Below are 25,473 nucleotides of genomic sequence, written 5' to 3'. Positions count from 1 at the left end.
TAGACGCGGGGTTACGCGCTCAGTACCCGGGGCGGCGGCAGATGGGGGAGGGGCAGGCTGTAGAGCCAGCCGTCCCACAGCGGTCGCAGCGGGGTCGAGCTGTAATGGCCTGCCAGATCGGTGAATTCGTCGGTGGTGACCGATGAGTGCCGATAGCGGGTGGTCCACTCGCGCAGCAGGTTGAAGAACTTCGGATCGCCAAGGTGCAGGCGCAGCGCGTGCAGGGCGAGGGCCCCGCGCTTGTAGACCCGATCGTCGAACATGCGGGTGGGGCCCGGATCGCCGATCAGGATGTCCTGCGGATGCCGCGAGAGCATATGGTGGGCCGAGCGGGCCAGCTGGTCCGCGCTCTGCCCGCCCGACGCCTCGGACCAGATCCATTCGGCGTAGCAGGCGAAACCCTCGTGCAGCCAGATATCGCGCCATTGGCGCAGGGTGAGGCTGTTGCCGAACCACTGGTGGGCGAGTTCGTGCGCGACAAGGCGTTCCGAGCCGCGGTGGCCGTCGCAGTGGTTCGCGCCGAAGATCGAGATGCCCTGTGCCTCGATCGGGATCTCCAGTTCGTCATCGGTGATGACGACGGTGTACCCGTCGAACGGGTACGGGCCGAACCGGTCGGTGAAGACCTCCATCATATGCGGCTGCCGCGCGAAATCATGATCGAAGGCGGCGCGCAGCCGGACCGGCAGCACCGCCTGCATGGGGACCGCGCCGCGCGGGGCCTCCAGCCGATGTTTGCGATACGGCCCGATCTGAATGGTGGCCAGATAGGTGGCCATCGGCTCGGTCTGCTCGTACACCCAGGTGGTCTGGCTGGCCTTGGTCTGCTTGCGCATCAGGGTGCCATTGGCCAGGGCGTAGTACGGGGTGTCGGTGGTGATCGAAATCCGGTAGGACGCTTTGGAACTCGGATGATCGTCACACGGGTACCAGGACGCCGCGCCATTGGGCTGACTGGCCACCAGCGCGCCCTCGGTGAGCTCCTCCCAGCCGACCTCACCCCACGGCCCGCGCACCGGTTTGGGCACGCCGGTGTACTGGATCACCAGCGCCAGCACACCCCCGGCGGGAATCCGCTGCGCGGGCGTGATCACCAATTTGCCTTGCTGGTGCGCGTATTTCACGGCCCGGGTGCCATTGACGAACACCTTCGACACGGCCAGCGCCTGCGACAGGTCCAGTGCGAACCGCTCGCGCACCTCGGTGGTGACCGCGGTGATCTCCGCGCGCCCGCTGAGCCGGTTGCTGGCTACCTTGTAGACCAGCTCCAGCTCATACCTGGACACCCGGTAACCGCGATTACCGTTCTGCGGCAGGTAATCATCGATGGGCTCATCGGCGAACTTGCCGGGCATCACTCGGCCGCTCCGGTGTGCGGCCACGGCGCGATGGGGTTGCCCCACCATCTCGTGGACGGCGGCACGGTGTCACCGCGCATCACCAGCGATGCGGGGCCGACGGTCGCGCCCGCCCCGATGCCGGACGCGGGCAGCGCCACACAGTGCGGACCCAAAGTGGCTCCCGCGCCCAGGGTTACGGTGTCCATGGCCATGATTCGATCGTGGAACAGATGGGTCTGCACCACACAGCCGCGCTCGACGGTCGCACCATCACCGAGAGTCACCAGGTCAGCCTCCGGAAGCCAATAGGACTCGCACCATACCCCGCGCCCGATCTTCGCGCCGAGTCCGCGCAGCCACAGATTCAGTACCGGCGTACCCGTTGCGGCGCGCGCGAACCACGGTGCGGCAACATGTTCCACGAATGTGTCCGCGACTTCATTGCGCCATACGAACGAGCTCCACAGCGGATGCTCCTCGGTGCCGATCCGCCCGACCAGCAACCATTTGGCGATGACCGAGACAACACCCGCCACCGCACCGGCGGCCAGCAGCACCAGCCCGCTCAGCAGCGCGGTGCCCAGATGCCCGATCTGCTGGGCGAGCCAGGCCAGGGTGAACAGCACGCCCAGGCCGATGGCGAAGGTCACCAGCACCGGGATCAGGCGGCAGGTCTCGACGATGCCGCGCGCCACCCGCAGCCGCCAGGACGGATCGAAAGTGCGTGCGGTATCGGAGGTTCCGGCGGTGCGACGCAGGCGTACCGGCGGACTGCCCAGCCACGAGGAACCGGCCTTGGCCTTGGACGGCGCGGCCGAGAGCACCGCGACGAGTCCGTTCTTGGGCACCCGGCGGCCCGGCGCGGTCATTCCGGAATTGCCGAGGAAGGCGCGCTTGCCGACCTTGGCCTCACCGATATGCAGCCAGCCGCCGCCGAGTTCGTAGCTGGCGATCATGGTGTCATCGGCCAGGAACGCGCCGTCGGCGACCGTGGTGAACTTGGGCAGCAACAGCACCGTCGAGGCTTCCACGTGCTTGCCGACCTTCGCGCCGAGCAGCCGCAGCCACACCGGGGTCAAAAGGCTTGCGTAGAGCGGGAAAAGGAAGGTGCGCGCGGAATCGAGCAGTCGTTCGGTGGACCACGCCTGCCAGCCCACCCGGCTGCGCACCGGGTGGTATCCGGCGGTGAGGCCGATGCTGAACAGTCGCACCGCGATGATCGTCACCGCGGCGTACACGCCCAGGCACAGCAGCGCCGCGACCGGCAGGATGGCGAACGCGCGCCCGAGTCCCGCTGTGAGCGTGGCGGTATCGCGAATCCACCAGGCGATGAACGCGCCACCGGTGCCCAGCGCCAGGATCGGCACCGCCGCCAGCGCCATCGAGGTGATACCGAAGACGGCGACCCAGTGCGACGCCCGCGCGGGCGTGTTGTCGGGCCAGCCGTGCTGTGCCTTACCGACTTTCACCGCCGGTGATCCGGCCCAGGCCTGTTCGGCCTTGACCCGTCCGGAGACCGCCGAACCCGGTGCGATCTCGGCATTGCGGCCGATCCTGGTGCCGGGCAGCAGAATCGAGCGCGCGCCGACCACGGCGCCCGGCCCGATGGTGATCGGGCCGATATGCACCGTATCGCCGTCGATCCAGTACCCCGACAGATCGACCTCGGGTTCCACACTGCATCCGTCACCGAGTTCGAGCATGCCGGTGACCGGCGGCAGGGTGTGCAGATCGACGCCCTTGCCGATGCGCGAGCCCAGGGCGCGCGCGAACGGCACCATCCACGGTGCGCCGGACAGATTCTCGGCACCGCTGGCCTCGGACAGCCGCACGGCCGTCCACAGCCGCAGATGTACGAGTCCGCCGCGCGGATAGTCACCCGGCTGCACATTGCTCAGCAGCAGCCGGGAACCGGCCACGCACAGTGCCATTCGGCCGGGCGGCGAGATGAACAGCAGGAAGGCGATCAGCGCCCACCACCATGACAGGTGCGGCAGCCACGGCAGCGACCCGTTCCAGGACGCGATATTGCCGACGATGGCCAGCCAGGTCAGCCACTGCAATCCGGTCAGCGTGGTGAGCGGGATGGTGGCCAGCACCTGGAACAGCTGCGCGGGCAGCGGCACCGGTGCGACCACCCGGTCCTGCACCGCCGCGACCGGAGCCCGGGCGTCCAGCATCGCGGCCAGCGCGCCGAGCCGGGGCTGATCGTAGAGATCGGCGACGGTGATCTGCGGATGCCGTTCGCGCAGTCCGGTCACCAGCTGTGCGGCCGCGAGCGAACCGCCGCCGAGATCGAAGAAGTCGGCATTGGGATCGGTGACCTCCGCGCCGAGGATCGAATCCCACAGTCCCGCAACCCATTGTTCGGTCGGGGTGAGTCCCGGATCGACCTCGGTCACCTTGGGCAGCGGCCAGGGCAGCGCATCGCGATCGACCTTGCCCGACGTGCGGGTGGGCATATCCGCCACCACCGCGAGCCGGGGCACCAGTGGCGCGGGCAGCTGTTCGGCGAGAATGGCGCGCGCGGCCTTGACGTCGTAGTCCGCGCCCGGTCCGGTCAGATATCCGACCAGAATCTTATTGCCCGCCTTGGTGGTTCGAATCGCGGCCGCACCGCCGGTCACACCGGGCAGATGCTGCAGCGCGTTATCGATCTCACCGAGTTCGATGCGCCGCCCGCCCAGTTTGATCTGATCGTCGGCGCGGCCCAGGAACACCAGTCCGGCACTGTCATTGCGCACCAGATCGCCACTGCGATAGGCGCGTTCCCAGCCGACCGACTCCAGCGGTGCGTACTTCTCGGCATCCTTGGCCGGGTCCAGATAGCGGGCCAGGCCGACGCCGCCGATGACCAGCTCACCGGATTCGCCCTCGGCCACCGGATTTCCGGCGGCGTCGATGACGGTCAGATCCCAGCCGTCCAGCGGCAGGCCGATGCGCACCGGCCAGTCGCCGTTCAGCAGGGCCGCACACGCCACCACGGTCGCCTCGGTGGGGCCGTAGGTGTTCCACACCTCACGATCGGCCGTGCCCGCGAGCCGCTCGGCCAATTCCGGCGGCACCGCCTCACCGCCGAAGATGAGCAGGCGCACCGAATCCAGCGCTTCGGCGGGCCAGGTGGCGGCCAGCGTCGGCACGGTGGAGACGATGCTGATCTCCCGGCGCACCAGCCACGGACCCAGATCCGCACCGGTCCGCACCAGCGCGCGCGGTGCGGGCACCAGGCAGGCCCCGTGCCGCCACGCCAGCCACATCTCCTCGCAGGAGGCGTCGAAGGCGACCGAGAGCCCGGCCAGCACCCGATCACCCGGGGCGATGGGCTCGCCCTGCAGGAACAACCGGGCCTCGGCGTCGACGAAGGCGGCGGCGTTGCGATGGGTCACCGCAACGCCTTTGGGGGTTCCGGTCGAGCCGGAGGTGAAGATGATCCAGGCGTCATCGTCCGGGGTGGGATGCGCGGTCGACCCCGGCGTCGCCGATTCCTCCGCCGATTCCGTTGTCGCGCCGGTGCTTTCGATGCCGTCGCCGGTGACGATGGCGCTCACCTTCGCCTCGCCGAAGACCAGCCGCGCGCGTTCGTCCGGATCGTCGGCGTCCACCGGGACGTATGCCGCACCGGCGTGCAGCACCGCGAGAATGGTGATGTAGAGCGCCCGGGTGCCGGACGGCATGCGCACGCCCACGCGATCACCGGCGCGCACACCCGCCGCGGCCAGGCGGCCGACCTCGTGATCGATCTCGGTCAGCAACTCCGAATAGCTGAGAATCGCCTCGCCGTCGTCGATGGCGGCGGCCTCGGGGAACTCGGCCGCGGTGGCGGCCAGCAACTCGACCAGCGTCCGCACAGGTGGCGCCAATGTGGCCCGCAGCAACGGGCTGGCGCCCATCGCCGTATCGACCGGGGACTGCTGCATGGCGTCGTGCCCACCTCTCATAGAACTGCCCAGCGCTTGTGCGTCTGTTGTTTCACACGAGGGTTACCAGCGGGCGAACTCCACGGTGACCAATGGTCCACGGTACTAGGCGTGTGGATTGTCTGGTGTGTGCGGATCGCCGGAGTGCGGTGGGTAAGTTACCCCGGTATGGCTTTCCCACCCGAATTCCTCGCCCTCGCCAAACGCGTGAACAATTGGGGCCGTTGGGGTTCCGACGATCAGATCGGCACGCTCAACCTCATCACCGACAATGTGGTGCGCGCCGCCGCGGCCACGGTACGCAGCGGGCGGCGCGTCGCCCTGGCGGTACCGCTGAGCCAGCAGGGCATTCAGACCGGCATGATCCGGGGCCGAGTCAACCCGCTGCACAGCATGATCGCGATCAACTGGGAGATGTTCGGTCCCGACACCGTTGCCACCAGCGATGACGTGGTCACCATGGCATTGCAGGCCGGGACCCATTGGGACGCTTTACCGCACGTGTCGTACAACGGGCGCATCTACAACAACCGCCCCGCCGACAGCATCACCGCGCACGGCGGCGCGACGTACAGCGCCATAGACAAGGTGCGCCATATCGTCTCGCGCGGCGTGCTGCTGGATGTGGCCGGCGCGCTGGGGCTCGAACGCCTGCCCGCGGACCACGCGGTCACCCCCGAGGACCTCGAACTGGCCGAGGAATACGGCCGGGTGCGGGTGCGCGCGGGTGATCTGGTGCTGGTGCGCACCGGTCAGATCCGGCTCTTTCTGGCCGGTGACCGGCACGGTTACGGCGTTCCGTCACCGGGGCTGTCGGTGCGCTGCCCGGAATGGTTTCATGCCCGCGATGTCGCGGCCGTGGCCAATGACACGCTGACCTTCGAGATCTTCCCGCCCGAGATCGAGAATCTATGGCTGCCGGTGCACGCGCTGCATCTGGTGGAGATGGGCATGCTGCAGGGCCAGAACTGGAATCTGGAGGAACTGTCCCGGGTCTGCGCCGAGGAGCAGCGCTATGAATTCCTGCTCTCGGCCACACCGGAACCGTTCGTCGGCGGCACCGGCGCTCCGGTCGCGCCGATCGCCATTCTCTGAGGCGTGATCGATGCCCTCCCGCATTCGTGTGCGGGAGGGCATCGAGAATTGGTGCGCCGTTTACCTACTTGTGGTGATGCGAACCGTGATCCTCGGGCTTGTGCGGCTTTGTGGGCTGCTGTGGCTTATGGGGCTGTTCGGGCTCGAGTGACTTCGCCACCGAACCGATCGCGTGGTTCTTGGTTGCGGCGGTAGCCGAGCGCGCATAGGTCAGGCCGACGACCGAGGCATTCATATTGAAGTAGTACGGCTCTGCCAACCAGGTGTTGGGTGAGTAGACGGCCTGTAGGATTTCCAGTGCCAAACCGGGTGCCGAACCCTGCCTGCCGACCACCGTGTAGCAGGCCGAGCCGCCCTTATCCGGATAGCCGACGAATTTCTTCCACCCCTGCATGGTCGCGCCGATGCTCAACAGCCAATGCTGGAAATCCTGCGAGGGATAGTTCAGCAGATCGATGCCGAAGCCGGTCACCGCGGCGATGTAGCCGGTGCTCTTCACCCCATTCAGATCCTTCATCATGGCCTTGTAGATGGCTGGATCCGGAGTGAGTGAATTGGGCTGGTACGTCTGGTAATACAGATGCACCATGAGCGGTTCGAAGGTTGTCGAGTCATATAGTGCCAGCTGATAACCGCCGACCGGCGCCACCTCTCCGGGAGCAATGACCGTCGGGGCCGGCGGATCCACTTCCGGTACCGGAGTCGCGACTCGGCCATTGGTGATGATGCCCCAGCTGGTGCTGACATTGCCGCCGCCCGGTGCGCGATGCGGGGTGTAATCGGTTGCGGCATAGGTCAGAATCGCGCCATTGGTATAGGCCTCCAGCGCCTGGGCCACCGCGGTCGCCTGATTGCCGGAGAACAGCATGTTCAGCGGGCGCAGATTGAAATCGATGACCGACGGGTTCTTCATCAGCGCCGCGGACCACGCGTCGAACACTCCCACCTTGGAATCGCCATAGCCGGGTGTGAGTGCGTTGAGTGCGGAGGCGTCGCCGCCGGTCGCGTTCACCGTGACTAGCCGGCTGTCCGACCAGGTCTTGGTGAGTTCTTCCCACTGCGTATGGGATTCGGCCTTGCTGGAGGTGAACACGGCCTTGTACTCGAGCTCGATATTGGCGCTGACCTGCGACTGGTTGGAGGTGTACATGGTCTGCACCGCCTCGTAGTAGTCCAGGCTGCCGCCGACCACCACCTGTCCCACGAAATGGGTTCCCCACTTGCGGAATACGGCGAAGAATTGCTCTTGATTGGCGGAGTTGAAGGTGCTCGGCAGGTTCTTGATGTCGGGATCATCGCGGAAGTCCGCACTCAGCCATTGGGTGGACGTATGGTTGAGATTGAGTTCCCAGGCGGTGAAATCGGCTTCGTAAATGCCGTAATAATATGACTGGTCGGTATTTACGGTCTTACTGTAAGCGGCATTGAACTGCGCGCTGAACGCACCGTACGAGGCCTGGACTTCGGCCTTCTGCGAGAAGTGCGACTGGAACTGCGAGACCGTGTTGTATACGTAGGACGAGCCCATCGTATTGGTGTACTCGATCGGAGTGGCGTTCTCCGGCACCTGGTAGGTGATGCCACTCGGCGGGTATTCCCAGTTCCGGGCGTCGGGGCCGAGATTCACGATTTGCTGTGGCATCAGCGATCGGGTGCTGTATGTGCCGAGGATGTTGAATCCGCGCCCGATTGCACTGGCGCCGGGTATCAGCGACATGGTGTGTTCCTTCCGTAGCCGTCCCCGCGACAAGGATACGGTTGTCCAGTTCGAATCCAATGGGTTACAACTTAATTCGAAGGTATTCCGCAATACACCCCACGAAAGCGTGAACAACGCCATGTCATTCGACACGGCGCGGGTTTTCCGCGTTCTCCCACAGCCTTTTTGCGCGACAGTAGCCCGCATATAACGGCCGGAGTGGTCTGCTACCGGCGGTGCTCGCGCCGCGTGGTTGCCGGTGCGGAGATCCTCCCCGAATCGTCCCGGCACCTCGATCGATGTACTATCGTTCCACTCTGAAAGGAGTTGTTCTGCAACTCTTTTGGGCAGCGGCAAGGGGGTATGCGCGCAGTAACCGAAGAACTTCATCGATACCGCTCGAACAGATGCCGCTCGAACAAAGGAATCTCGAGTGTCCCTGAGCTTTCCCGATCACCCCGCCGCGCTCTCCAACACCCCCACCGATCTGTCCGTACTGCTGCGCCCGGCCCCGCCCGGCGCCCCCACCGATGTGGTGCGCCTGCGCAGCTCCAATGGGTTCCTGCTCTGGGCCGATCTGCCGCCTGTACTGGTGCTGGGCAGTTCCGGCGGCGCGGGGACCACCACCACCGCGCTCGGGGTGGCCACCGCCGCCTCCTATAACTATCGCGAGCATTCGCCGATCGTGGTGGACGCCACCGCCACCGGCGGCGATCTGGCCCGAAGGGGTTGCGACGCAATCGATGCCGCGGGCACGGTGCAGTCCTGGCTGAATATGAGCCACCGCGGGCTGGCCTCGGCGGTGCTGGACAGCTGCGGTGAGAACACCTCCAGCGTCGGCATTCTGCCGCGCGGTCCCGAAGCGCTGCCCCGCAGGGAGAGCTATGCCTCGGTGCATCGGAGTCTGTGTGATGCGGGTTGTCTGCCCGTGTACGACGGCGGGTCACCGGTGACCAATCGCATGGTCGCGCCGCTGCTCGCGGATTCGCGCATCGCGCTGGTGATCACCCTGGCCGCGCGTTCGGACGCGGTGAACCGGTTGCGTCCCGCGCTGATCTGGCTGGATGACAATTACAGCGAGTATCACCTGGCCGAGGCGGTCATCGTGGTGACGCGACAGAATCCGACCGATGGTCCCGGTTATGCCAAACATATCCGGCAGTACCTCGGAAAGTATGTCCGCGCGGTCACCGAGATCCCGTATGACGCGCATCTGGCTACCGGCGGCGCGGTGAGCTGGTCGAAGCTCGCTCCGCCGACTCGCACCGCGTATCGTCAGATTGTCAATCTGCTGCGGTAGTCCTCACGTTATGGTGCAGGTCACTGGCAATTATTCAGCTAACTGATACTTTCGGTTACACGAAATTGTCGGGGACCCGCGAACGAGAGGATGACGACCATGAAGCTTGTCTGGACCGCAGTGCCCCTGCTGATCGCCACCGCCGCCGTCGCAGGCTGTTCGAGCAGCGATTCCGGCAAGACCGAGGCGAGCGGATCGACCACGACCACCACCTCTGCCACCGGCACCCCCACGGCCGACCCGCTCGCCGACGATGACGCCGAACGCGGCGGCGGCGTCCGCGTACTGATCGGGCAGACCAAGACGGTGCCGATCCCCGCCGACGCGGTCATGGATATCAAGGTCCCGGAGAGCTGGAATCCCGCCACCGCGACCGCGCTGCGCTGCACCGCCACCGATCGCAATGGGACCGTGCTCGAACTGCGCAGGCCCGACGGGGTGTACCGCGAGCAGGTGCGCGAAACCTCCTGGGTGACACAGCAGACCTTCTCCGCGCCGGCCGGTGACGAGGTCACCGTCGGCTGCCAGGATCCCGAATCCGCTGTCGCGCCGGACAGTTCGATCACGTTCATCCGCGTGGTGCCGCGCGGGGTGATGCCGTAACCGCGGCGTGCGTTACTTGCTGTTGTAGACGCTCACGATGCTGCCGTCGACATTGGCCGCGACATAGCCGCCGCCGTTGTACTCGTCCGAGTAGTACACCAGCAGGGTCGGCTTGTTGTCGTTGAACGTCCAGGCCGGATCAATGATGATGTAGTGGTTCTTGGGGTTCGGGACGGCGAGCTTGTCCTGGGCGGTGCTCAGCAGCGCCGGGAGAATATCCCAGTTGATACCGCCCAGCGCCACGGTCGGATGACCGGAGAGTTGGCCGCCCGGACCGGATCTGGTGGTCGTGCCATTGCGATAGGTGTACTCGTCGTAGACGGTCGGCCGATCCTTGACCGGAGCTCCGGTGTTGATGAACTCCGGGTAGATGGTGGTTTCGGTGAAAAGCTGTCCGCCCGTTGCCTGTTCGAGGGAGGCGATGGCCTGGCGGACCGCGATCGGGGTCAGCAGGTCGACGGTGCCTGTACTCGCCTTGGTTTGCGTGATCGGCGGGACCGCGTTCGTGCCGCGCACGATGCTGGTGCCGCCGGGCACGCTCGGCAGCGCCTGCGGATTCGGGTCACTACCGGATCCGCTGGGCCGAAGTGCCACCGCCGCAACGACTATCAGCGCGATCACGACCGCACCCGCGGCTCCGGCGAGGATCCAGTGCCGCTGCGATCGGGGGGCGGTATCCGTCGCGATGCCGGGGGAGGAGGCGGTCGGTGCCGTGTAGACCGGCGCTGCGGCATACCCCGGATAACTCGGCTGACTCGGATGTCCGCCGTACGCCAGCGGCTGTACGGGTCCCGAATAGGTGGTCTGGCCGGAGGTGGCCAGCGGGTGATGCGGGCTCGACACCCCGGGCATATGGTGCGGCACGGATAGTTGCTGCGGTGCGGACATCTGATGCGGCCCGGGCATCGGCATCGGTGTGTTCGGAGCCGTAATCGCCTGGGACAGCAGCCAATCCACCTGTTCTGAGGTGGGCCGCTGATCGGGCTGCGGTACCAGCACCGCCTGGAGCGCGGGGGTGAGTGCGCCCGCGCGGCGCGGCGGCGGGACCTCACCGCGCATGACCGCCGCCAGGGTGGCGACCGAGGTCTCCCGGCGCATCGGGTGATAGCCCTCGACGCAGACGTAGAGCAATAGCCCGAGCGACCACAGATCCGAGGCCGGATGCCCCTCCTGCCCGCCCAGTCGTTCCGGTGCCACGTAATCCAGTGATCCGACCACGCTGCCGGTGGAGGTCAGCCCTTCCAGCCCGTTGATCGCGGCGATGCCGAAATCGGTGAGCACCGGCGAACCGTCCTCGCGCATGAGCACATTCGCGGGCTTGATATCGCGATGCAGTACCCCCACCGCGTGCGCGGCCCGCAGTGCCGCGAGAATTCCGCGCCCGATCTGCGCGGCCCGATCCGGCGGCATCGGACCCAGATCGAGTTGATCGGCCAGGCTGCGCCCGCGCACGAGCTCCATGACGATCCACGGATGCTCTTCACCGGGCGTATCGACAATATGGTGGATGGCAACCACATTCGGATGCCCGATCCGCGCCAGTGCCCGCGCCTCGCGCAGCACCCGCTCCCGCTGCACCCCCGGCGAACTGGCCTTGTCCGGATCGGCCGCCCGCACCTCCTTGAGCGCCACCTCCCGATGCAGCGCCAGATCATAGGCCCGCCACACCGTCCCCATACCGCCACTGCCGAGCGGTTCGAGCAATTCGAAGCGCCCGTCGACCACTGTCCGCCCGGAAATCACCGCGCCAGCCTATTAGTCATGTCCGAACCGTGCGACCCCGCCTTCCCCGTGCACCAGCCCTCGTCATCCCGGCATGCTTTCGGCCGGGATCCACACGTGCGGAACAGGGGCAGACCGAAATGGATTCCGGTCCGGCTATCGGGTTGTGACGGTCGGGGTTTGCGCGGCGAAAGCGTCTGCGGTTGCCAGTGTGAATTCGCCGTGATCGCTGCCCAGACCCTGTGCGACCAGCGCCGCGACCGCGTTGCCGAGGATGGCCGCGGCGGCGGGCTCGCGGCCGAGGGCCAGCCCGCGCAGGAAGCCCGCCGAGAAGGCGTCGCCGCAGCCGGTGGTGTCGACCACGTCCACGGCGAAGGCCGGGACGGTGTGCGTGCCCTCGGGGGTGGAGAGGAGGGCTCCGGCCGCGCCTTGGGTAATCGCCAAGGTGTGCGCCCCCGCGTCGTGCAGGATCTCGCAGGCGGCGGAAAGCGTTGTCGCGCCGGTGAAGCCGAGCGCCTGTTCATCATTGGGCAGGAAGTAGTCGACGTGGGGGAGCGCGGCGGCGATGGCGTCGAGGCTGCCCAGTGCTCCGGGCGCGATGAGATCGGCTGAGGTGGTGGCGCCATTGTCCTTGGCGTGCCGCAGGATTCGCGCCGCATTGGGTGCGCCGAGCAGTTCGGGACCGCCCAGGTGCAGGAAGTCGGTGGCCGCCAGCGCATCCCAGTCGACATCGTCGAGGGTGTAGAAGGGATTCGCGCCGAGCAGGTGCAGGCTCGGGCGTTCGCCATTGGGGCGGATGGGCAGTACCGAGGCCGAGGTGGGCTGCTCCGACTTGCGGACGATGAGCGCGGTATCGATTCCCGCCGTATTCAGCAGGGAGACAAGGAAATCCCCGGTCGAATCGGTGCCGACGGCTCCTGCGGTGCGGACCCGCGCCCCGAGCTTGGCCAGCGTCAGCGCGGTTCCGGCGGCCGTGCCCGCGGCGGTGATGCGAATGTCCTGCACCAGCGCGGTCTGCTGACCTTCCGGAATCCCGTCGACCGGTCGGACCAGAATATCCAGGACGTGCGCGCCCAGTGTGATGACCTTCATCTGTTATCCCTATCGAGCCGGCCGTCGAGCGGTTTGCGGGTGCCGTATCCGGTGCGCCAGGCGACTTCGATGACGGCGGCCTGCTGTTCGGCCGTCAGCGGGCGCGGCGTTCCGATGGTCCGGGCATCGAGGTAGAGGGTGCACGCCCACTCCAGCAGCAGCGCGTACTCGACGGCCTGATCGAGATCCGCGCCGAGCGCCACCGCGCCGTGATTGGCCATCAGCGCGCACTGCTTGCCCCGCAGGGCTTCTCGCACCGCGGACGCGAGTTCCGGGGTGCCGAAGGGATGGAAGGGCACGACCGGTGTCGCACCGCCGAGCACCAGCTGCTGATAGTGCAGCACCGGCAGCTCATCGAGCACGCAGCCGACGGCCGTCGATTTCGGCGCGTGCGTATGCACGATCGCGCGCGCCGGATAGGCGCGGTAGATATCAAGGTGCAGACCGAGTTCCGAGGTCGGCGCGTATTTTCCCGCCACGATTCCACCGTCCAGATCGACCACGGTGATATCGGCCGCGTCGATGTCGCCGAGCACCGCACCGGTGGGGGTGACCGAGACAAGATCGCCATGGCGCATACTCACATTTCCGGCGGTGCCGATCAGCAGCCCCTCCTCGGCCAAACGCCGGGAAGCGGCTGCGACACGGGCGCTTTCGGCTGGCGCGGGACTGCTCATGGCGGCTACCCTACCCAAACCTGAATTCGATTCACATTAACTTCGGAGCCGAAATGTCCGCCTCGCTGGAGCTGCCCGACGCCCTGCTGCGCCGCGTGCCGCGCCAGGCCCGCAGTCGGCAACGCCTGGCCCGGGTGCTCGAGGTCTCGGATCGACTACTCGGGACCGAAGGCGTCGAATCGCTGACCATGATCAGAGTGGCGGCCGAGGCGCGCATTTCGGTCGGTTCGCTCTACCAGTACCTCCCCGATCGCGACGCCATTATCGAGGCGCTCGCCGGGTCCTATCTCGCCATGATCGAATCCCGCATGGCCGCACTGCTGGAACTCGCCCGCGCCGCACCCTGGCCGGACCCCACCGATGTGCTGATCGATGCCTTCGCGCACCTGTATCGCAGTGAGCCCGGATTCCGCGCACTCTGGTTCGGCCGGCACCTCACCGAGGCGGCGCGCGCGGCGGACCGCGAGCATAAACGCCGAATGGCGGTTACGCTCCGCGAGATCATGATCGCGCAGGGCGTCGCCGCGGACACCGCCGATCTGGATACCGCCTGCCGCACCGCACACCTGATGGGAGATGCGGTGATGCAGGAAGCCTTCCGTTCCGATCCGGACGGCGATCCGGATCTGCTGCGCCAGGCCAAGATCGCGCTGCGCGCGTACGCGAGTCAGTGGACCGGTCCGTGACCGACATACGTAAGGAGTATTCGATGAGAGTGTCCCGGCGATCCGCGCTGGCAGGCGCGGCCGCTTCCGCCGCCGCGCTGGGCGCGACCGGCTTCCTCGGCGCGGGTACGGCCGCGGCCGAACCGGGCGGCGGCGCGGACTATCTCGTCGGTTGCGGTATGGCCGATATGACCGGTGCGCCCGCGGGCCAGGGCATGATGGGCTACTCCGAACTGGATCAGGTCACCACCGGTCTGCTCATGCGCTGCTGGGCGCGTGCGTACATCATCGTCGATCAGGTGACCGGTGATCGGGTGGCGTTCGTGAACACCGATAACGCCTGTCTGTTCCAGTCGGTGCACCTGGCCGTGATGGTGGAGCTGGCCAAGCGATTCGGTGATCTGTACACCGAGCGCAATGTGAATCTCAATGCCACGCACAATCACAATTCCTGCGGCGGCACCGCTCGCGAGTACGCGTATTCCCTTGCCGCGCAAGGGTTCCAGCAGAACTCATACGACGCCGAGGTGAACGGCATCGTCACCGCCATCGCGAACGCGCACGAGCGCCTGGCCCCGGGCACCATCATGATCGGCCACGGTGAGCTGCACGATGCCAGCGCCAATCGCTCCCGGGTGGCCTTCGACCTCAATCCGGCCGATGACAAGGCCGAATTCCCGGATGCCATCGATCCGGCCGTCACCGTGCTGCGACTGAAGCAGGGCGGCAGGGACGTCGGCGCGATCACCTGGTTCGCCACGCACGGCACCTCGCTCACCGATCACAACACGCTCATCTCGGTCGACAACAAGGGCTATGCCAGCTACCGCTGGGAGCACGATGAGATGGGCGCGCGGTATCTGGACGGGCAGCCGGGTTTCATCGCCGCGTTCCCGCAGACCAATCCGGGCGATATGACCCCCAACCTGTGGACCCGCCCGTGGCATCCGGCCGGGCCGACCGAGGACAATCGCGCCAACTGCGCCATGATCGGTGAACGCCAATATCAGGCCGGGCGAACGGCTTTCGCCGCCGCGCGCGCCATGTCCACCGGCGGTGTCGATTCGGTCATCCGCTATGTGAATATGGCCGACACCTTCATCGACGGCTCGTACACCCCGGACGGTAAGGCCGCCCGCACCGCACCCGCCATGATGGGCGCGGCCGCGGTCGCCACCAGTTCCGAGGACAACTACAACACCCAGATCCCGTTCCTGCACGAGGGCGATACCAATCCGATGGTGGCCGCGCTCGGCGGCGTCGACGCGCCCATCGAAGAGTGGATGCGCGATGTGCAGGCCCCCAAGCTCGCCATCGTCCCGCTCGGCATCCTGCCGCCGCGCCCGTGGGTGCCGCAGGTGGTGGCGATCCAGATCATGCGCATCGGTGATCTGGTATTGGCTTCGGGCCCAGCGGAATTCACCATCGTCTCCGGCCTGCGGGTGCGCCGGGTGGTCGCGCGCGCCCTCGGGGTGCCGCTGGAGAACGTGCTGATGCAGGGGTACGCCAACGGCTACTGCGGCTATGTGACCACGCCCGAGGAGTACGTCTCCCAGCAGTACGAGGGCGGTGAAACCCTGTACGGCCGTTGGACATTGTCGGCCTATATGCAGGAATTCGATCGGCTCGCCCGCGCGGTGGCCGCGCGCACCGATATCGGCCGCGGACCCGCGCCGCTGGACTGGAATTTCGGCCTGCAACCCAATCTGCTGGCCCCGGTCCCGGCCGACGTCCCGGTCGCCGGCCGCGCCTTCGGTGATGTGCTGACCCAGCCGCCCGCGAACAACACCGCCGGAGATCTGGTGTCGGTGGAATTCGCGGGCGCGCACCCGAACAACGACTTCCGTTTGGGCGGCACCTATTTCGAGGTGCAGCGCTCGACCGGGGACGGCTGGGAGCGGGTATTCGACGATAACGACTGGTGCACCGAATTGCATTGGCGGCGACCCGATGACAATCCGGCGGCCTCGCTGATCCAGGTCCGCTGGACGATCCCGGCCGGGACCAGGATCGGGAAATATCGGATCCGGTATTTCGGCGACAGTAAGGACGCCGCCGGCCAGACCGCCGGATTCACCGGCACCTCAATGGAATTCGTGGTTTCGTAGCTCGATTCGGCAGGTCAGTGGTGGAACGGGTGCCCACCGAGCGATGCGGTGTGCACCGCCACCCGATCCCGCGACAGCGACATATTGTGCCGCTCCTGCGGGGTCAGGGTGTGGCGCTCCCTGATGCGCTGGGCGGATTCGCCGAGCACCGACAGTACCGACATCGGGCGCTGGAAAGCGATAAAGGTCATGACAGCCTCCTTGGAGGAAAAGTCCGCTGCCGCAACCTGATTCAGCGCATGACTGAATAACCGCGGCAGGCGGGTATGAACGTGAATGGTGTATCCGTACTCGGATACGGACTATCGCCGGAACTCACTTCACTCCTCACCTCCTTGCCGCCGGGACGCACGCGGGCGTCGATCACGTCAGACCGCGCGGTGCGAACCACGCGACACAGAGGGAGAATCCGCCAATCCGAACGATATGGCGAGCACCCCTCTCGTCAGAGCTTCGGCACTGAACGACGTATCCCCGGCTGGGGAAGCCACTTTGGATAGCCCCTTAATCCGGAGCGATCTGTCCTAACCCTGGGCGTCTCTCGACGTCGTCGGATCAGTGGCCTGTGTTCGAACAGGAGCCTCGCCTAGCGAGGTGCTGACTCGACCATGCTGCCCGTGGATCGCCGATGTGTCAAACAGCTGCGCGCCGGGCGGCCGACGCGTAGCGTCCCGGAATTGCGCCGGGAATTCGCAGAATTCGCCTCTTTCGCAGCGCGGATGCACGTGCAACAGTGGTGCGCAACAGCACGATCGATCGGACGAGGAAGTCTAACCATGATGTATCTGTTGTGGGTCTTCCTGCCTGTCGCCGCCGTGCTGTGTTGTGTCGGGGGACACATCTGGCGCTTCCGTCGCGATCGGTTCCTGAGCTACCTCTACGGCCCGCATATCGATCGGCCGCAACGCTTCGGCAGCCTCGCCTTCCGGACCGGCGTGCCGGTGCTGTTCACGGTGCGGATCGCCGAAGTCGTTGTCTCCGGGCCGCATTCGCGCTCGCACGGCACCGTCGACGTGATTCTGACGCTGGCGCAATGCATTGCGATACCGCTGGCGGTGATCGGCGCGGGCCTGATCCTGATCCCGCCGCTCATCACCGCCGAATCCCGTCCGCACGTCACCCCGATCGATCGCATGACGCTGCCGGTGCTGGTGGCCGCGCTGCTGTCCTCGGTGCTGGTCACCTTCGATCCGTACTCCACCGATGATCGCTATCGCACGGCCGAGACGCTGTACACCTGGTGCCGTTCGCTGGTCACGCTGCATCCGAATCCCGAGGTCATGCAGCATGCGCCGGTGATCTATCAGGCGCGCGGGCTGATCGTCATCACGCTCATCGCGATTTGGCCGTACACGCGTTTGGCGGGCATCTTCACGGTGCCGGTGTCTCGGATGCTGCGGCGCGCCGCGGGCGTGTTGCGCGGGATGCCGATCCCGTTGTCGCGCAAGCAGCGTCGGCCCGCGTAGCTACAGCGAATCGGCCTTGCTGATCCAGCCGACGACGGTCCGGTTGAGCCAGGCGGGGGAGAGCTGGGTGGCGGCGGCGGTGATTTTGGTTTGCAAACCGACCAGCACGTGTGAACCGCGCACCGCTCGGCGGTGAGTCGCGGTGTGCCACACACTGTTCGCCACATCATCGGCGGTAAGGCGCACGCCCAGCGTGGCCGAGGATTTCGAGCCCCGGGTCACCTCGGTCATCATGTCGGTGGCCACGAACAGCGGCAGCAGATCCCGCACGGCGATGCCGTAGTGCCGCCATTCCAGATCGAGCGCCTCGGTGAGACTGCGGACCGCCGCCTTGGTCGCCCCGTAGACCGCCAGACCGGGCTGGCCGTACAGCGCCGAGGCCGAGGCCAGATTGATGACCTGGCTGCCGGGTGTGCGGCGCAGATACGGCAGCGCGGTATGGCAGCCGTTCAGCACGCCCTTGATATTCACATCGACCAGACGGTGCTGACGCTCCAGGGAGATATCCCCGAACGGGCCGGAGTGCAGGATGCCCGCATTGTTGACCAGCAGATCCAGCCGGCCGGTGGCAGCTGTGAAGTCCGCGAGCGCCTGCTCCCACCCCGCCGGATCGGTCACGTCGAATGCCCCCGTGACCGTGGTCCCGCCGATCTCCTTGGCGGTGCGCGCCACGGCCTCGGCATCGATGTCGTACATGCCGACCGTCCAGCCCTGTCCCGCGAATTTGGCCGCGATGGCGCGGCCGATGCCCGCCGCCGCCCCGGTGATCAGGACGGCGGGCTGGGAAGCCTGGGAAGCATTGGCGGGCTGGGACATTCGGGCCTCCCTGGCGATAGCGGTCGAGGGTGGCGAGGGCTCAGGCCGCGCTGCGTCCCGTACTCGCCTGTTCGATCATCGCACGGTGGAATCCGGCCGCGTCGCGGGCGGCGTCGCGGCCGTCGGCGAGCAGTTCCGCACCCAGGTGAATCAGGGTGTGCGGGGCGCTGGCCCGGATCTGCAAGGTCATCGGGACATTCGCCTCCTCGCAGCGACGCGCGACTTCGAGGGCGTCGGAGAGCAGCATTTCGCGCGAGCCGACCTGCAACAGGATGGGCGGCAACCCGGTGAAATCGTGATTGACCACCGACCAGCTGGGATCGAGTACGCCGTCGATGGCGATACCGCGGCGCACCACCATGGCCGGACCCGCCGCGGGCAACACCGCATCGGTATTGGCATTGGGGTGCGCCATGCGGGCGGTGGAGTCGAAATCGGCCCACGGTGAGGTGACCGAGATGCCCGCGGGCAGCGGCAGGCCCAGATCGCGGGCGGTGAGCACCATCCGCAGTGCCAGCCCGCCACCGGCGGAGTCGCCCGCCGCGATGATCTTCTCGGGCGCGAAGCCCTCGTCCAGCAGGTACTGATAGGCGGTCAGCGCGTCATCGAGGCTGTCGTTCGGATGTGCGTCCGGCAGCTGGCGATAGTCCACGGTGAACACCGGCAGCGCGCTTTCGCTGCCCAGCCGCGCGGTATGCCTGCGGTAGCTGTTCAGTCCGCCCGCGATGAACGCGCCGCCGTGGAAGTACAGGATGGCCGCGTCCCGGTCGACGCGCGGGTCGGAAACCGGTGCGGTCCAGAGCCATTCGGCATCGAACCGTTCGAAGAACACCGGATGCCGATGGGTCCCGCGCGGTGCGCCCAGCATGCGGGCGGGCGCTTCGGACAACCGGGTGGCCCGGAAGATCAGTTCGGCGGGCCCCGGCCCGAAATCGGCGACCCACGCTCCGGCACGCAGGAACTGTTGCAGCGTCGTGCGCAATACCGGATGTGCGATGCGGGTGCCGATCCGGGCGGGCCGGGTCGATTCGACGATCACGGACGTAACGGATTCCGAGGTCTGCGGCGTCATTGCCACGGGGCTCTCCTGTCCGCGCCGCGAAGCCGAAGCGCTGGAACTGTCTGACAACATTGTCGTTTCTGGCCTGGGCCATCGACCATCTTGACGTCCCCGGCGCGGATTGTCATGTCCGAGAGGGAAATTCCCGCCATTTCGAGACCTTCCTACCCTTGGTTCAACGGCCGATGGTGGGACGGATCTTCCCGAAACCGGTGGCCTGTTCGAAAGCGTGACCGACCTCCAGCACGCGCCGGTCGGCGCGATGCGGTCCGATGATCTGCACGCCCACCGGTAGCCCGGTGGCCGTGAAACCGCCCGGCACCGACAGCGCCGGGCAGCCGGTGGCGCTGATGAAGTACGCCGAGCGCATCCAATCCAGGTAGGTGTGCATGGGTTCGCCCGCGATCTCGGCCGGATACTCCAGCTCGATATCGAACGGCGGCACCTGGCTGACCGCGGCCAGCAGTACGTCGTAGCGGTCGAAGAATTCGCGCATCCGATGGAAGAGCTCGGCGTGCCGGAGCTCCGCGGCGGCGATATCGGTCCCGCTCAGGGCGAGTCCGGCTTCGATATTCCACACCAGTGACTTCTTGATTCGATCCCGTTGTGTTAGCAGCGGACCCAGAGCGAGGGCGAACTGCCAGGCCCGCAGGGTGCGGAAGACCTCTTCCGCCCCAGTCAGATTCGGACAGTCGAGCGTGACATCCGCGCCCAGTTCGGCGAACGTCGCCACCGTGGGCTCCAGGGCCGCGCGCACCGCCGGGTCCACGGGTACCGCCCCGCCCAGATCGGGTGCCCAGGCCACCCGGAGACCGCGCATATCCCGGTCCAGTTCACCGGTGAAGACCGAACCGCGCTCGGAAATCGCGATGGGACTGCGGGAATCGGGTCCGGCGAGTACCGAGAGCAGCAGTGCGATATCGCCGACCGTGCGCGCCATCGGCCCCTGGACCGCCAGCGTCGACCAGGGGGCCTGCGTCGGCCAGGACGGCACCCGGCCGGGGGAGGGCCGGAATCCCACGACATTGCAGAACGATGCCGGATTGCGCAGTGAGCCACCCATATCGCTGCCATCGGCGAGCGCGTGCATACCGCAGGCCAGTGCCGCCGCCGCGCCGCCACTGCTGCCGCCCGCGGACTTTCCGAGGTCATAGGGATTACGGGTGGCGCCGAACAGTTCGTTGAACGTGTGCGAACCCGCGGCGAATTCGGGCACATTGGTCTTGCCCAGCGTGATCGCCCCGGCGGCCCGGATACGCTCGATCACCAATTCGTCACGGACGGGCACGTTCTCGGCCAGCAGGACACTGCCCGAGGTCGTGCGTATTCCGGCGGTATCGTGGGTGTCCTTGTGCGCCATGGGAATACCGTGCAGCGGTCCCACCGGAGCCTTGGCGGCCATCCTGGCATCGGCGGCGCGGGCCTGATCCAGCGCCCGGTCGGCGACCAGGGTGACGATCGCGTTGACCCGCGGGTTGGTCGCCTCGATCCGCTCCAGGTGGGCCCGGGTGAGCTCGACGGCCGATATCGCGCGGGTGCGCAGCAGCCGGGCCTGTTCCCGCGCGGTGGCGAAGCAGATATCCGAATCCATCGGTGTCTCCTAGAGTTCGGCGGTCAGGGCATCGGATTCCGCGATCGGCTCCCCGGTGCGGCTCGTGCGCAGCAGCATCCAAATACATTGGGCCACCAGACATACCGCGAGGTTCACCGCCAATCCGATGATTCCGGAATTGATGTTGTGCACCGCGGCATAGTGCTTTCCGATCTCCACCCAGGCCACCACGCCGATGCCGGACAGCAGTCCGGCCATGGCGGGATACTTTCCCAGCAGCCGCCGATCACCCAGCGCGGCAAGGAAAGCCGGTGCGGTCTGCGCCAATCCACTGAAGGTCAGCAGCAGCAGATCGGCCAGCGCACTCGGTCGCTGTATCGCCAGCAGCAGGGTCAGGCACGCGACCACGATCACCGTGCCGTGATTGAGCGCCAGCGTCGCCCGCGCACCGCGCAGCGGAATCAGATTGCGCGCCACCAGCGAGGAGATGCCCAGGCTGATCGCGGCCGCGGGCACCATGGCCGCCGCCGCGGCCGCCACCGCGATCACCCCGACCAGCCAATCCGGCAGCGCCTCGCCGGTCAGCCACAGCAGCACCCCGCCCGGCGGCACCCGGAAGCCGTGCAGCGCGGCCAGCACCCCGGTGAAGCCGATGATGATCGGCAGAATGATCACCACCTGATACAGCGGCAGCCAGGTGTTATTGCTGCGGATCACCTGTTCGTCGCGCGAGGCCAGCAGCGGCGGCCACAGGTGCGGCAGGGTGAAGAACGCGCTGCCGATCGCGGAGATGAGCACACCGCTGATCCACCAGTTCGATCCCGCCGGACCGTCATTGTGCGGCACTGTGAGCAATTGCGGTGCGCTGTGCTGGATTTCGCGGAAGACATCCCCGATACCACCGGCGAAATGCGCCGGAATCGCGATCACCAGCACGATCATCGCGCCGATCATGAGGGCGTCCTTCAGATAGGCCGTATTGGCGATGCCGCGAATACCCGACCACAGTACGAACGCCACCATCAGCGCGGTCGCGATCACCATGCTCCAATGGCCCGAACTTCTACTGCCGGTGACCAATTGCACGATGGTGCCCAGCCCGGTGATCTGCAATTGCAGATACGGCAGCAGGAAGATCACCCCGATCAGCGCGACCAGCTTGCCGAACAGCGGACTGCGATAGCGATCCGCGAAATAGTCGGCCTGCGTGAGGTATTCGCGCGCCTTGGCGAGCCGCCACAGTCGCGGCCCGAGAAAATACACGCCGATATAGGACAGCGGAATGTACGGGATGGCGTAGGTCGCGGTCGCGCCGCCGACGAAGGTCCGGTTCGCCACCCCGAGGAAGGTGAACGTGGTGAAACCCTCTCCGGCCTGGAGGAACCACGTCGCGCCCTTGCCGAAATTCCTGCCGCCGACAGTCCATTCGGATAGATCGCGGCTGCTGCGCCGCCCGCGGATGCCGAGTGCGGCGATCACCGCCATACCGATCAGTGCGATGGTGAGAATCATCGGTCCCGCCCTCCGTTGCGGCCGCGCTCGGCCAGCAGCAGCGCCGGGGTGATCAGCAGCACCCACGCCGAGAGCCAGACGAACAGTGCGGGCAGGCCGAACCACAGGTGCGGGGTGTTGACGAACGGCAACCAAATCGCAGACAGCAGCGCCACCGCGGGTACGACGGGGGATAGGGACAGAAGTGCTCGATTCATGGCTGCTCCGTGTGTATTTCGAGGGTCACCAGGTGATGAAGGAATTCCAGAACCCGCAGTGGTGATCCGCGGCGAACCGGGTGTAGTCGCGGGGCCCGTCCGGTGCGAACCGGAGCATTCGTCCCGATGCGGCATCGAAGCGCGGCGCGGCCGGACGGCCCGCGCCATCGGGATCGCCGGTGCGGGCGAACGCGGTCCAGTAGTCGATCATCTGTTCCGACAGCCGCCGCTGGGCATCGGTGAACGCCGGTGTGACGCCGTTGGTTTCATACAGGTAGGGCAGGTCGAAAGCATGTGCCGCGCCGAGCGGGAAGCTGGCCGGTGGAATGCCCGGCAGCGCGGGCGCGGTGTCGTCGGCGAATTCGGCGGCATAGGTCGGAACATGCTGGGCCAGTAGTCCGGCCGTGGTCGGTACGCCGCAGATGTAGTCGAAATCGCTGCGCGCGGCGGCGTAGGCCAGCACCGGTTGGGCGTAGTCCCGCAATGGATAGCGCTCGATCACCTGATTGGCCTTGTCCGCGCCGAAGAAATCGCGCACGGCCTGCGGATAGGCATCGGCGGTGAGTGTGGTGCCGAGCCCGTACTGGAACAGCACCATCAGGCGTTCCTCATCCTTGGCGTCGGTGATCAGCACGGGCACCCTGTTGAAACGCCCGGACCCCAGCGCATCCCGCAGCGGTTCGGTCAGCACCCGGCCGTCGATATCGGGAAACCATTGGTACGGAGCCTGTGCCGCGATCAGCTCGCCGACGGGCTTGGCGCGCAGGCAGATTCCCGCGGTGCGCGGATCCGCGCAGCCGACCGCCGCGGCGTAGGTCTGTCCCTTCACATCGGCCTGCGCCCGGGTCGGCCACGCACCGAAACCGTCACCGGCACACGGTGCGCTCTGCACGATCGCGCGCTGGAACAGTCCGGCCGCCAGTGGCGATCCGAGCTGTGAGCACACCGATACCGCCCCGGCGGACTGTCCGTCGATGGTGACCGATCCCGGATCACCGCCGAAGGCCGCGATATTGCGCCGCACCCAGCGCAGCGCGGCCTGCTGATCGAGAATGCCGTAGTTCCCGGTGATTTCGGCTCCGGAGTCCGCTGCCATGGACAGCCCGCCCAGCACACCGAGCCGATAGTTGACGGTGACCACCACGACATCGCCGCGTGCCACCATCCGATGCGCCGCATAGTCCCGTCCGGAACCGGACACCATCGAGCCGCCGTGGATGAACACCATGACCGGCAGCCCGCGCGCCGCGCGCCGAGGCGTCCAGACATTGAGGTTCAGGCAATCCTCGGTGGTCACATCGGTTCCGCCGAGCGCGCCCGCAGACTGCGGGCAGGCATTGCCCGGACCGGTCGCCTCCCGCACGCCCGGCCACGGGAGCGCGGGTTGCGGCGGCTGCCAGCGCAGCGGGCCGATCGGTGGCGCGGCGTAGGGGATTCCGAGGTAGGACCGATCGGTATCAGTGGTGGTGCCCCGAATCTGTCCGGTATCGATGGTCACGATCGTCGGGTCGGAGCCGGAGCCCGTATCAGCGGGGGCGGGGGCGGCTGTTCCGAGACCCGCCGCGCAGATGAGAGCCAGGGCCGACAGCATGTGCCGAATTCGCATGCGTATCACCGTGCCCGGTCAGCGAGATTTCGGACAAGGTCGGCTGGCTGATCGACGGATACCGCCACATACTTGGCCGATGCTGGACGAATTGGACCGCAGAATCGTTGGGGCGCTACAGATCGACGGCCGCGCGGCCTGGAGTCGCATCGCGGCGGTACTGGGCGAACCCGAGCGCACCGTGGCCCGGCACGGCAATCGACTCTTGGAGAGCGGGGCGGTGACGGTGACCGCGCTCGCGCCACGCGGGGATTCGGTCCTGGTCCGCATTCGATGCGCACCGGGTACGGCGGGGGTGTGCGGGCGCACGCTCGCACATCGCCCGGACGCGATCTTCAGCTATGTGCTGACCGGTTCGGTGGACTGCGTCGCCGAAATCATCTGTCTGCCCGAGCAGGTCGCGGATCTGGTGTTGCAGGAACTGCCGGGGATCGCGGGACTGGTGGAGAGCAATACCCTGCCGGTGCTGCGGTATTTCCGCACCGTGCACGAATGGCGGCCCGCGCTGCTCACCGCGGCCGAGGTCGAGGCGCTGACCGAGCAACCGCCGATCACGCCCGAGCCGACCGGGGTGGGCGGGCAGCGGCTCGGCCGCGAGGAACGGCTCATGCTGCGCGCACTGGCCGAGGACGGTCGCCGCACCTATGACGAAATCGCTCGTATCGCAGGCGTTTCCGAGCCGACCGCGCGCCGCCGAGTGGAGGCGCTGCGGCGTACCGGGGCCGTGCACATTCGGGCGGTGGTGGCCCCGGCCGCGCTCGGTCTGGGCGTGGAGGCGCTGCTGTGGATCCGGACGCAGCCGGGCACGGTGGAATTGGTGGGGCAGCTGCTGTTGAAGTCACCGTACGTGCGATATGCGGCGGTGATCATGGGCGATCACCAGATCGTCGCCGATGTGGCGGTACCGGACAAGCTCAGCCTCTATCAGCTGCTCACCTCGGCCGAATGGGTCGCGCACGTGGACTCGGTGGAAACCTCGATGGTCATCGACGTGCTGAAAACCAGTGGGGTGCAACGGCAATCGAGTGCATCGCGACGCTGAGCAG

General features: G+C 66.8%; 20 protein-coding genes and 1 riboswitch. Of the genes, 7 read left to right on the top strand and 13 right to left on the bottom strand.

The window, feature by feature from the left end:
* Positions 1 to 11 precede the first annotated feature (11 nt).
* Together ACFC0O_RS01650 and ACFC0O_RS01645 are read right to left on the bottom strand one after the other, a co-directional pair.
* Positions 12 to 1,355 carry a M1 family metallopeptidase gene (locus ACFC0O_RS01650; RefSeq protein WP_375952855.1) on the bottom strand — a complete coding sequence of 448 codons (1,344 nt, stop codon included), beginning with the start codon at positions 1,353 to 1,355 and terminating at the stop codon, positions 12 to 14.
* Positions 1,355 to 5,257: a Pls/PosA family non-ribosomal peptide synthetase gene (locus tag ACFC0O_RS01645; protein ID WP_375952852.1), complete on the bottom strand. Its 3,903-nt coding sequence runs from the start codon at positions 5,255 to 5,257 to the stop codon at positions 1,355 to 1,357. The genes ACFC0O_RS01650 and ACFC0O_RS01645 overlap by 1 nt, the downstream gene beginning before the upstream one ends.
* 168 nt (positions 5,258 to 5,425) lie before the next feature.
* Between ACFC0O_RS01645 and ACFC0O_RS01640 the strand changes: the two genes are divergently transcribed.
* Complete coding sequence (locus tag ACFC0O_RS01640; protein WP_375952849.1) at positions 5,426 to 6,352, top strand: cyclase family protein; 927 nt, start codon at positions 5,426 to 5,428, stop codon at positions 6,350 to 6,352.
* A gap of 64 nt (positions 6,353 to 6,416) precedes the next feature.
* On the opposite strand, the gene ACFC0O_RS01635 is transcribed toward ACFC0O_RS01640, so the two are convergent.
* Positions 6,417 to 8,441, bottom strand: a complete 2,025-nt coding sequence (locus ACFC0O_RS01635) for an MAC/perforin domain-containing protein (protein ID WP_375952846.1) — start codon at positions 8,439 to 8,441, stop codon at positions 6,417 to 6,419.
* Between the two features lie 43 nt (positions 8,442 to 8,484).
* Here ACFC0O_RS01635 and ACFC0O_RS01630 point away from each other — a divergent pair, with 43 nt between their 5' ends.
* Positions 8,485 to 9,351 carry a hypothetical protein gene (locus ACFC0O_RS01630; protein WP_364635390.1) on the top strand — a complete coding sequence of 289 codons (867 nt, stop codon included), beginning with the start codon at positions 8,485 to 8,487 and terminating at the stop codon, positions 9,349 to 9,351.
* A gap of 99 nt (positions 9,352 to 9,450) precedes the next feature.
* Positions 9,451 to 9,954 (top strand): hypothetical protein, encoded by a 504-nt coding sequence (locus ACFC0O_RS01625; RefSeq protein ID WP_375952843.1) that lies wholly within the window; start codon positions 9,451 to 9,453, stop codon positions 9,952 to 9,954.
* A gap of 12 nt (positions 9,955 to 9,966) precedes the next feature.
* Here the strand turns inward: ACFC0O_RS01625 and ACFC0O_RS01620 are convergent, their stop codons facing one another.
* The 3 genes from ACFC0O_RS01620 to ACFC0O_RS01610 form a co-directional block, all read right to left on the bottom strand.
* Positions 9,967 to 11,697 (bottom strand): protein kinase, encoded by a 1,731-nt coding sequence (locus tag ACFC0O_RS01620; RefSeq protein WP_375952840.1) that lies wholly within the window; start codon positions 11,695 to 11,697, stop codon positions 9,967 to 9,969.
* A 135-nt stretch (positions 11,698 to 11,832) separates the two neighbouring features.
* On the bottom strand, positions 11,833 to 12,768 hold the full coding sequence (locus ACFC0O_RS01615; RefSeq protein WP_375952838.1) for a carbohydrate kinase family protein: 936 nt from the start codon (positions 12,766 to 12,768) through the stop codon (positions 11,833 to 11,835).
* The gene (locus tag ACFC0O_RS01610) at positions 12,765 to 13,445 is read right to left on the bottom strand and encodes a class II aldolase/adducin family protein (protein ID WP_375952835.1); all 681 of its coding nucleotides are present in this window, start codon (positions 13,443 to 13,445) and stop codon (positions 12,765 to 12,767) included. The genes ACFC0O_RS01615 and ACFC0O_RS01610 overlap by 4 nt, the downstream gene beginning before the upstream one ends.
* A 53-nt stretch (positions 13,446 to 13,498) precedes the next feature.
* Here ACFC0O_RS01610 and ACFC0O_RS01605 point away from each other — a divergent pair, with 53 nt between their 5' ends.
* Both ACFC0O_RS01605 and ACFC0O_RS01600 read left to right on the top strand, forming a co-directional pair.
* Positions 13,499 to 14,131, top strand: coding sequence for a TetR family transcriptional regulator (locus tag ACFC0O_RS01605; RefSeq protein WP_375952832.1), 633 nt, complete (start codon positions 13,499 to 13,501; stop codon positions 14,129 to 14,131).
* Between the two features lie 23 nt (positions 14,132 to 14,154).
* A complete protein-coding gene (locus ACFC0O_RS01600; protein WP_375952829.1) occupies positions 14,155 to 16,218 on the top strand; it encodes a neutral/alkaline ceramidase in 2,064 nt (687 codons plus the stop codon).
* Positions 16,219 to 16,232: 14 nt separating this feature from the next.
* Here the strand turns inward: ACFC0O_RS01600 and ACFC0O_RS01595 are convergent, their stop codons facing one another.
* Entirely contained in the window at positions 16,233 to 16,409 is a 177-nt protein-coding gene (locus ACFC0O_RS01595) for a hypothetical protein (protein ID WP_375952826.1), read from the bottom strand.
* Between the two features lie 239 nt (positions 16,410 to 16,648).
* Positions 16,649 to 16,819: riboswitch (M-box (ykoK) riboswitch) on the bottom strand.
* Between the two features lie 175 nt (positions 16,820 to 16,994).
* On the opposite strand from ACFC0O_RS01595, the gene ACFC0O_RS01590 reads away from it, so the two are divergent.
* Entirely contained in the window at positions 16,995 to 17,684 is a 690-nt protein-coding gene (locus ACFC0O_RS01590; RefSeq protein ID WP_375952824.1) for a respiratory nitrate reductase subunit gamma, read from the top strand.
* On the opposite strand, the gene ACFC0O_RS01585 is transcribed toward ACFC0O_RS01590, so the two are convergent.
* The 6 genes from ACFC0O_RS01585 to ACFC0O_RS01560 form a co-directional block, all read right to left on the bottom strand.
* Positions 17,685 to 18,500 carry an SDR family oxidoreductase gene (locus ACFC0O_RS01585; RefSeq protein WP_375952821.1) on the bottom strand — a complete coding sequence of 272 codons (816 nt, stop codon included), beginning with the start codon at positions 18,498 to 18,500 and terminating at the stop codon, positions 17,685 to 17,687.
* Positions 18,501 to 18,540: 40 nt separating this feature from the next.
* Complete coding sequence (locus ACFC0O_RS01580) at positions 18,541 to 19,572, bottom strand: alpha/beta hydrolase (RefSeq protein WP_375955886.1); 1,032 nt, start codon at positions 19,570 to 19,572, stop codon at positions 18,541 to 18,543.
* A 163-nt stretch (positions 19,573 to 19,735) separates the two neighbouring features.
* On the bottom strand, positions 19,736 to 21,151 hold the full coding sequence (locus ACFC0O_RS01575; protein ID WP_375952818.1) for an amidase: 1,416 nt from the start codon (positions 21,149 to 21,151) through the stop codon (positions 19,736 to 19,738).
* Positions 21,152 to 21,160: 9 nt separating this feature from the next.
* The gene (locus ACFC0O_RS01570) at positions 21,161 to 22,624 is read right to left on the bottom strand and encodes a sodium:solute symporter (protein ID WP_375952815.1); all 1,464 of its coding nucleotides are present in this window, start codon (positions 22,622 to 22,624) and stop codon (positions 21,161 to 21,163) included.
* Positions 22,621 to 22,821, bottom strand: a complete 201-nt coding sequence (locus ACFC0O_RS01565) for a hypothetical protein (protein ID WP_375952813.1) — start codon at positions 22,819 to 22,821, stop codon at positions 22,621 to 22,623. The genes ACFC0O_RS01570 and ACFC0O_RS01565 overlap by 4 nt, the downstream gene beginning before the upstream one ends.
* 25 nt (positions 22,822 to 22,846) lie before the next feature.
* The gene (locus tag ACFC0O_RS01560) at positions 22,847 to 24,427 is read right to left on the bottom strand and encodes a carboxylesterase/lipase family protein (RefSeq protein ID WP_375952810.1); all 1,581 of its coding nucleotides are present in this window, start codon (positions 24,425 to 24,427) and stop codon (positions 22,847 to 22,849) included.
* Between the two features lie 79 nt (positions 24,428 to 24,506).
* On the opposite strand from ACFC0O_RS01560, the gene ACFC0O_RS01555 reads away from it, so the two are divergent.
* A complete protein-coding gene (locus ACFC0O_RS01555) occupies positions 24,507 to 25,469 on the top strand; it encodes an Lrp/AsnC family transcriptional regulator (RefSeq protein ID WP_375952807.1) in 963 nt (320 codons plus the stop codon).
* Positions 25,470 to 25,473: the final 4 nt, after the last annotated feature.

Origin of the sequence: Nocardia sp. NPDC056100, from assembly GCF_042266325.1 — a bacterium.
Lineage (GTDB): Bacteria > Actinomycetota > Actinomycetes > Mycobacteriales > Mycobacteriaceae > Nocardia.
The sequence above is the reverse complement of the archived record's forward strand: the minus strand, read 5'-3'. Positions and strand labels throughout refer to the sequence as shown.

Excerpts from the sequence above, each read along its gene's own strand:
- ACFC0O_RS01650 (WP_375952855.1), bottom strand. The coding sequence starts at position 1,355 with ATGCCCGGCAAGTTCGCCGATGAGCCCATCGATGATTACCTGCCGCAG.
- ACFC0O_RS01645 (WP_375952852.1), bottom strand. The coding sequence starts at position 5,257 with ATGCAGCAGTCCCCGGTCGATACGGCGATGGGCGCCAGCCCGTTGCTG.
- ACFC0O_RS01640 (WP_375952849.1), top strand. The coding sequence starts at position 5,426 with ATGGCTTTCCCACCCGAATTCCTCGCCCTCGCCAAACGCGTGAACAAT.
- ACFC0O_RS01635 (WP_375952846.1), bottom strand. The coding sequence starts at position 8,441 with ATGAAGTTCTTCGGTTACTGCGCGCATACCCCCTTGCCGCTGCCCAAA.
- ACFC0O_RS01625 (WP_375952843.1), top strand. The coding sequence starts at position 9,451 with ATGAAGCTTGTCTGGACCGCAGTGCCCCTGCTGATCGCCACCGCCGCC.
- ACFC0O_RS01615 (WP_375952838.1), bottom strand. The coding sequence starts at position 12,768 with ATGAAGGTCATCACACTGGGCGCGCACGTCCTGGATATTCTGGTCCGA.
- ACFC0O_RS01610 (WP_375952835.1), bottom strand. The coding sequence starts at position 13,445 with ATGAGCAGTCCCGCGCCAGCCGAAAGCGCCCGTGTCGCAGCCGCTTCC.
- ACFC0O_RS01605 (WP_375952832.1), top strand. The coding sequence starts at position 13,499 with ATGTCCGCCTCGCTGGAGCTGCCCGACGCCCTGCTGCGCCGCGTGCCG.
- ACFC0O_RS01600 (WP_375952829.1), top strand. The coding sequence starts at position 14,155 with ATGAGAGTGTCCCGGCGATCCGCGCTGGCAGGCGCGGCCGCTTCCGCC.
- ACFC0O_RS01595 (WP_375952826.1), bottom strand. The coding sequence starts at position 16,409 with ATGACCTTTATCGCTTTCCAGCGCCCGATGTCGGTACTGTCGGTGCTC.
- ACFC0O_RS01590 (WP_375952824.1), top strand. The coding sequence starts at position 16,995 with ATGATGTATCTGTTGTGGGTCTTCCTGCCTGTCGCCGCCGTGCTGTGT.
- ACFC0O_RS01585 (WP_375952821.1), bottom strand. The coding sequence starts at position 18,500 with ATGTCCCAGCCCGCCAATGCTTCCCAGGCTTCCCAGCCCGCCGTCCTG.
- ACFC0O_RS01580 (WP_375955886.1), bottom strand. The coding sequence starts at position 19,572 with ATGACGCCGCAGACCTCGGAATCCGTTACGTCCGTGATCGTCGAATCG.
- ACFC0O_RS01575 (WP_375952818.1), bottom strand. The coding sequence starts at position 21,151 with ATGGATTCGGATATCTGCTTCGCCACCGCGCGGGAACAGGCCCGGCTG.
- ACFC0O_RS01570 (WP_375952815.1), bottom strand. The coding sequence starts at position 22,624 with ATGATTCTCACCATCGCACTGATCGGTATGGCGGTGATCGCCGCACTC.
- ACFC0O_RS01565 (WP_375952813.1), bottom strand. The coding sequence starts at position 22,821 with ATGAATCGAGCACTTCTGTCCCTATCCCCCGTCGTACCCGCGGTGGCG.
- ACFC0O_RS01560 (WP_375952810.1), bottom strand. The coding sequence starts at position 24,427 with ATGCGAATTCGGCACATGCTGTCGGCCCTGGCTCTCATCTGCGCGGCG.
- ACFC0O_RS01555 (WP_375952807.1), top strand. The coding sequence starts at position 24,507 with ATGCTGGACGAATTGGACCGCAGAATCGTTGGGGCGCTACAGATCGAC.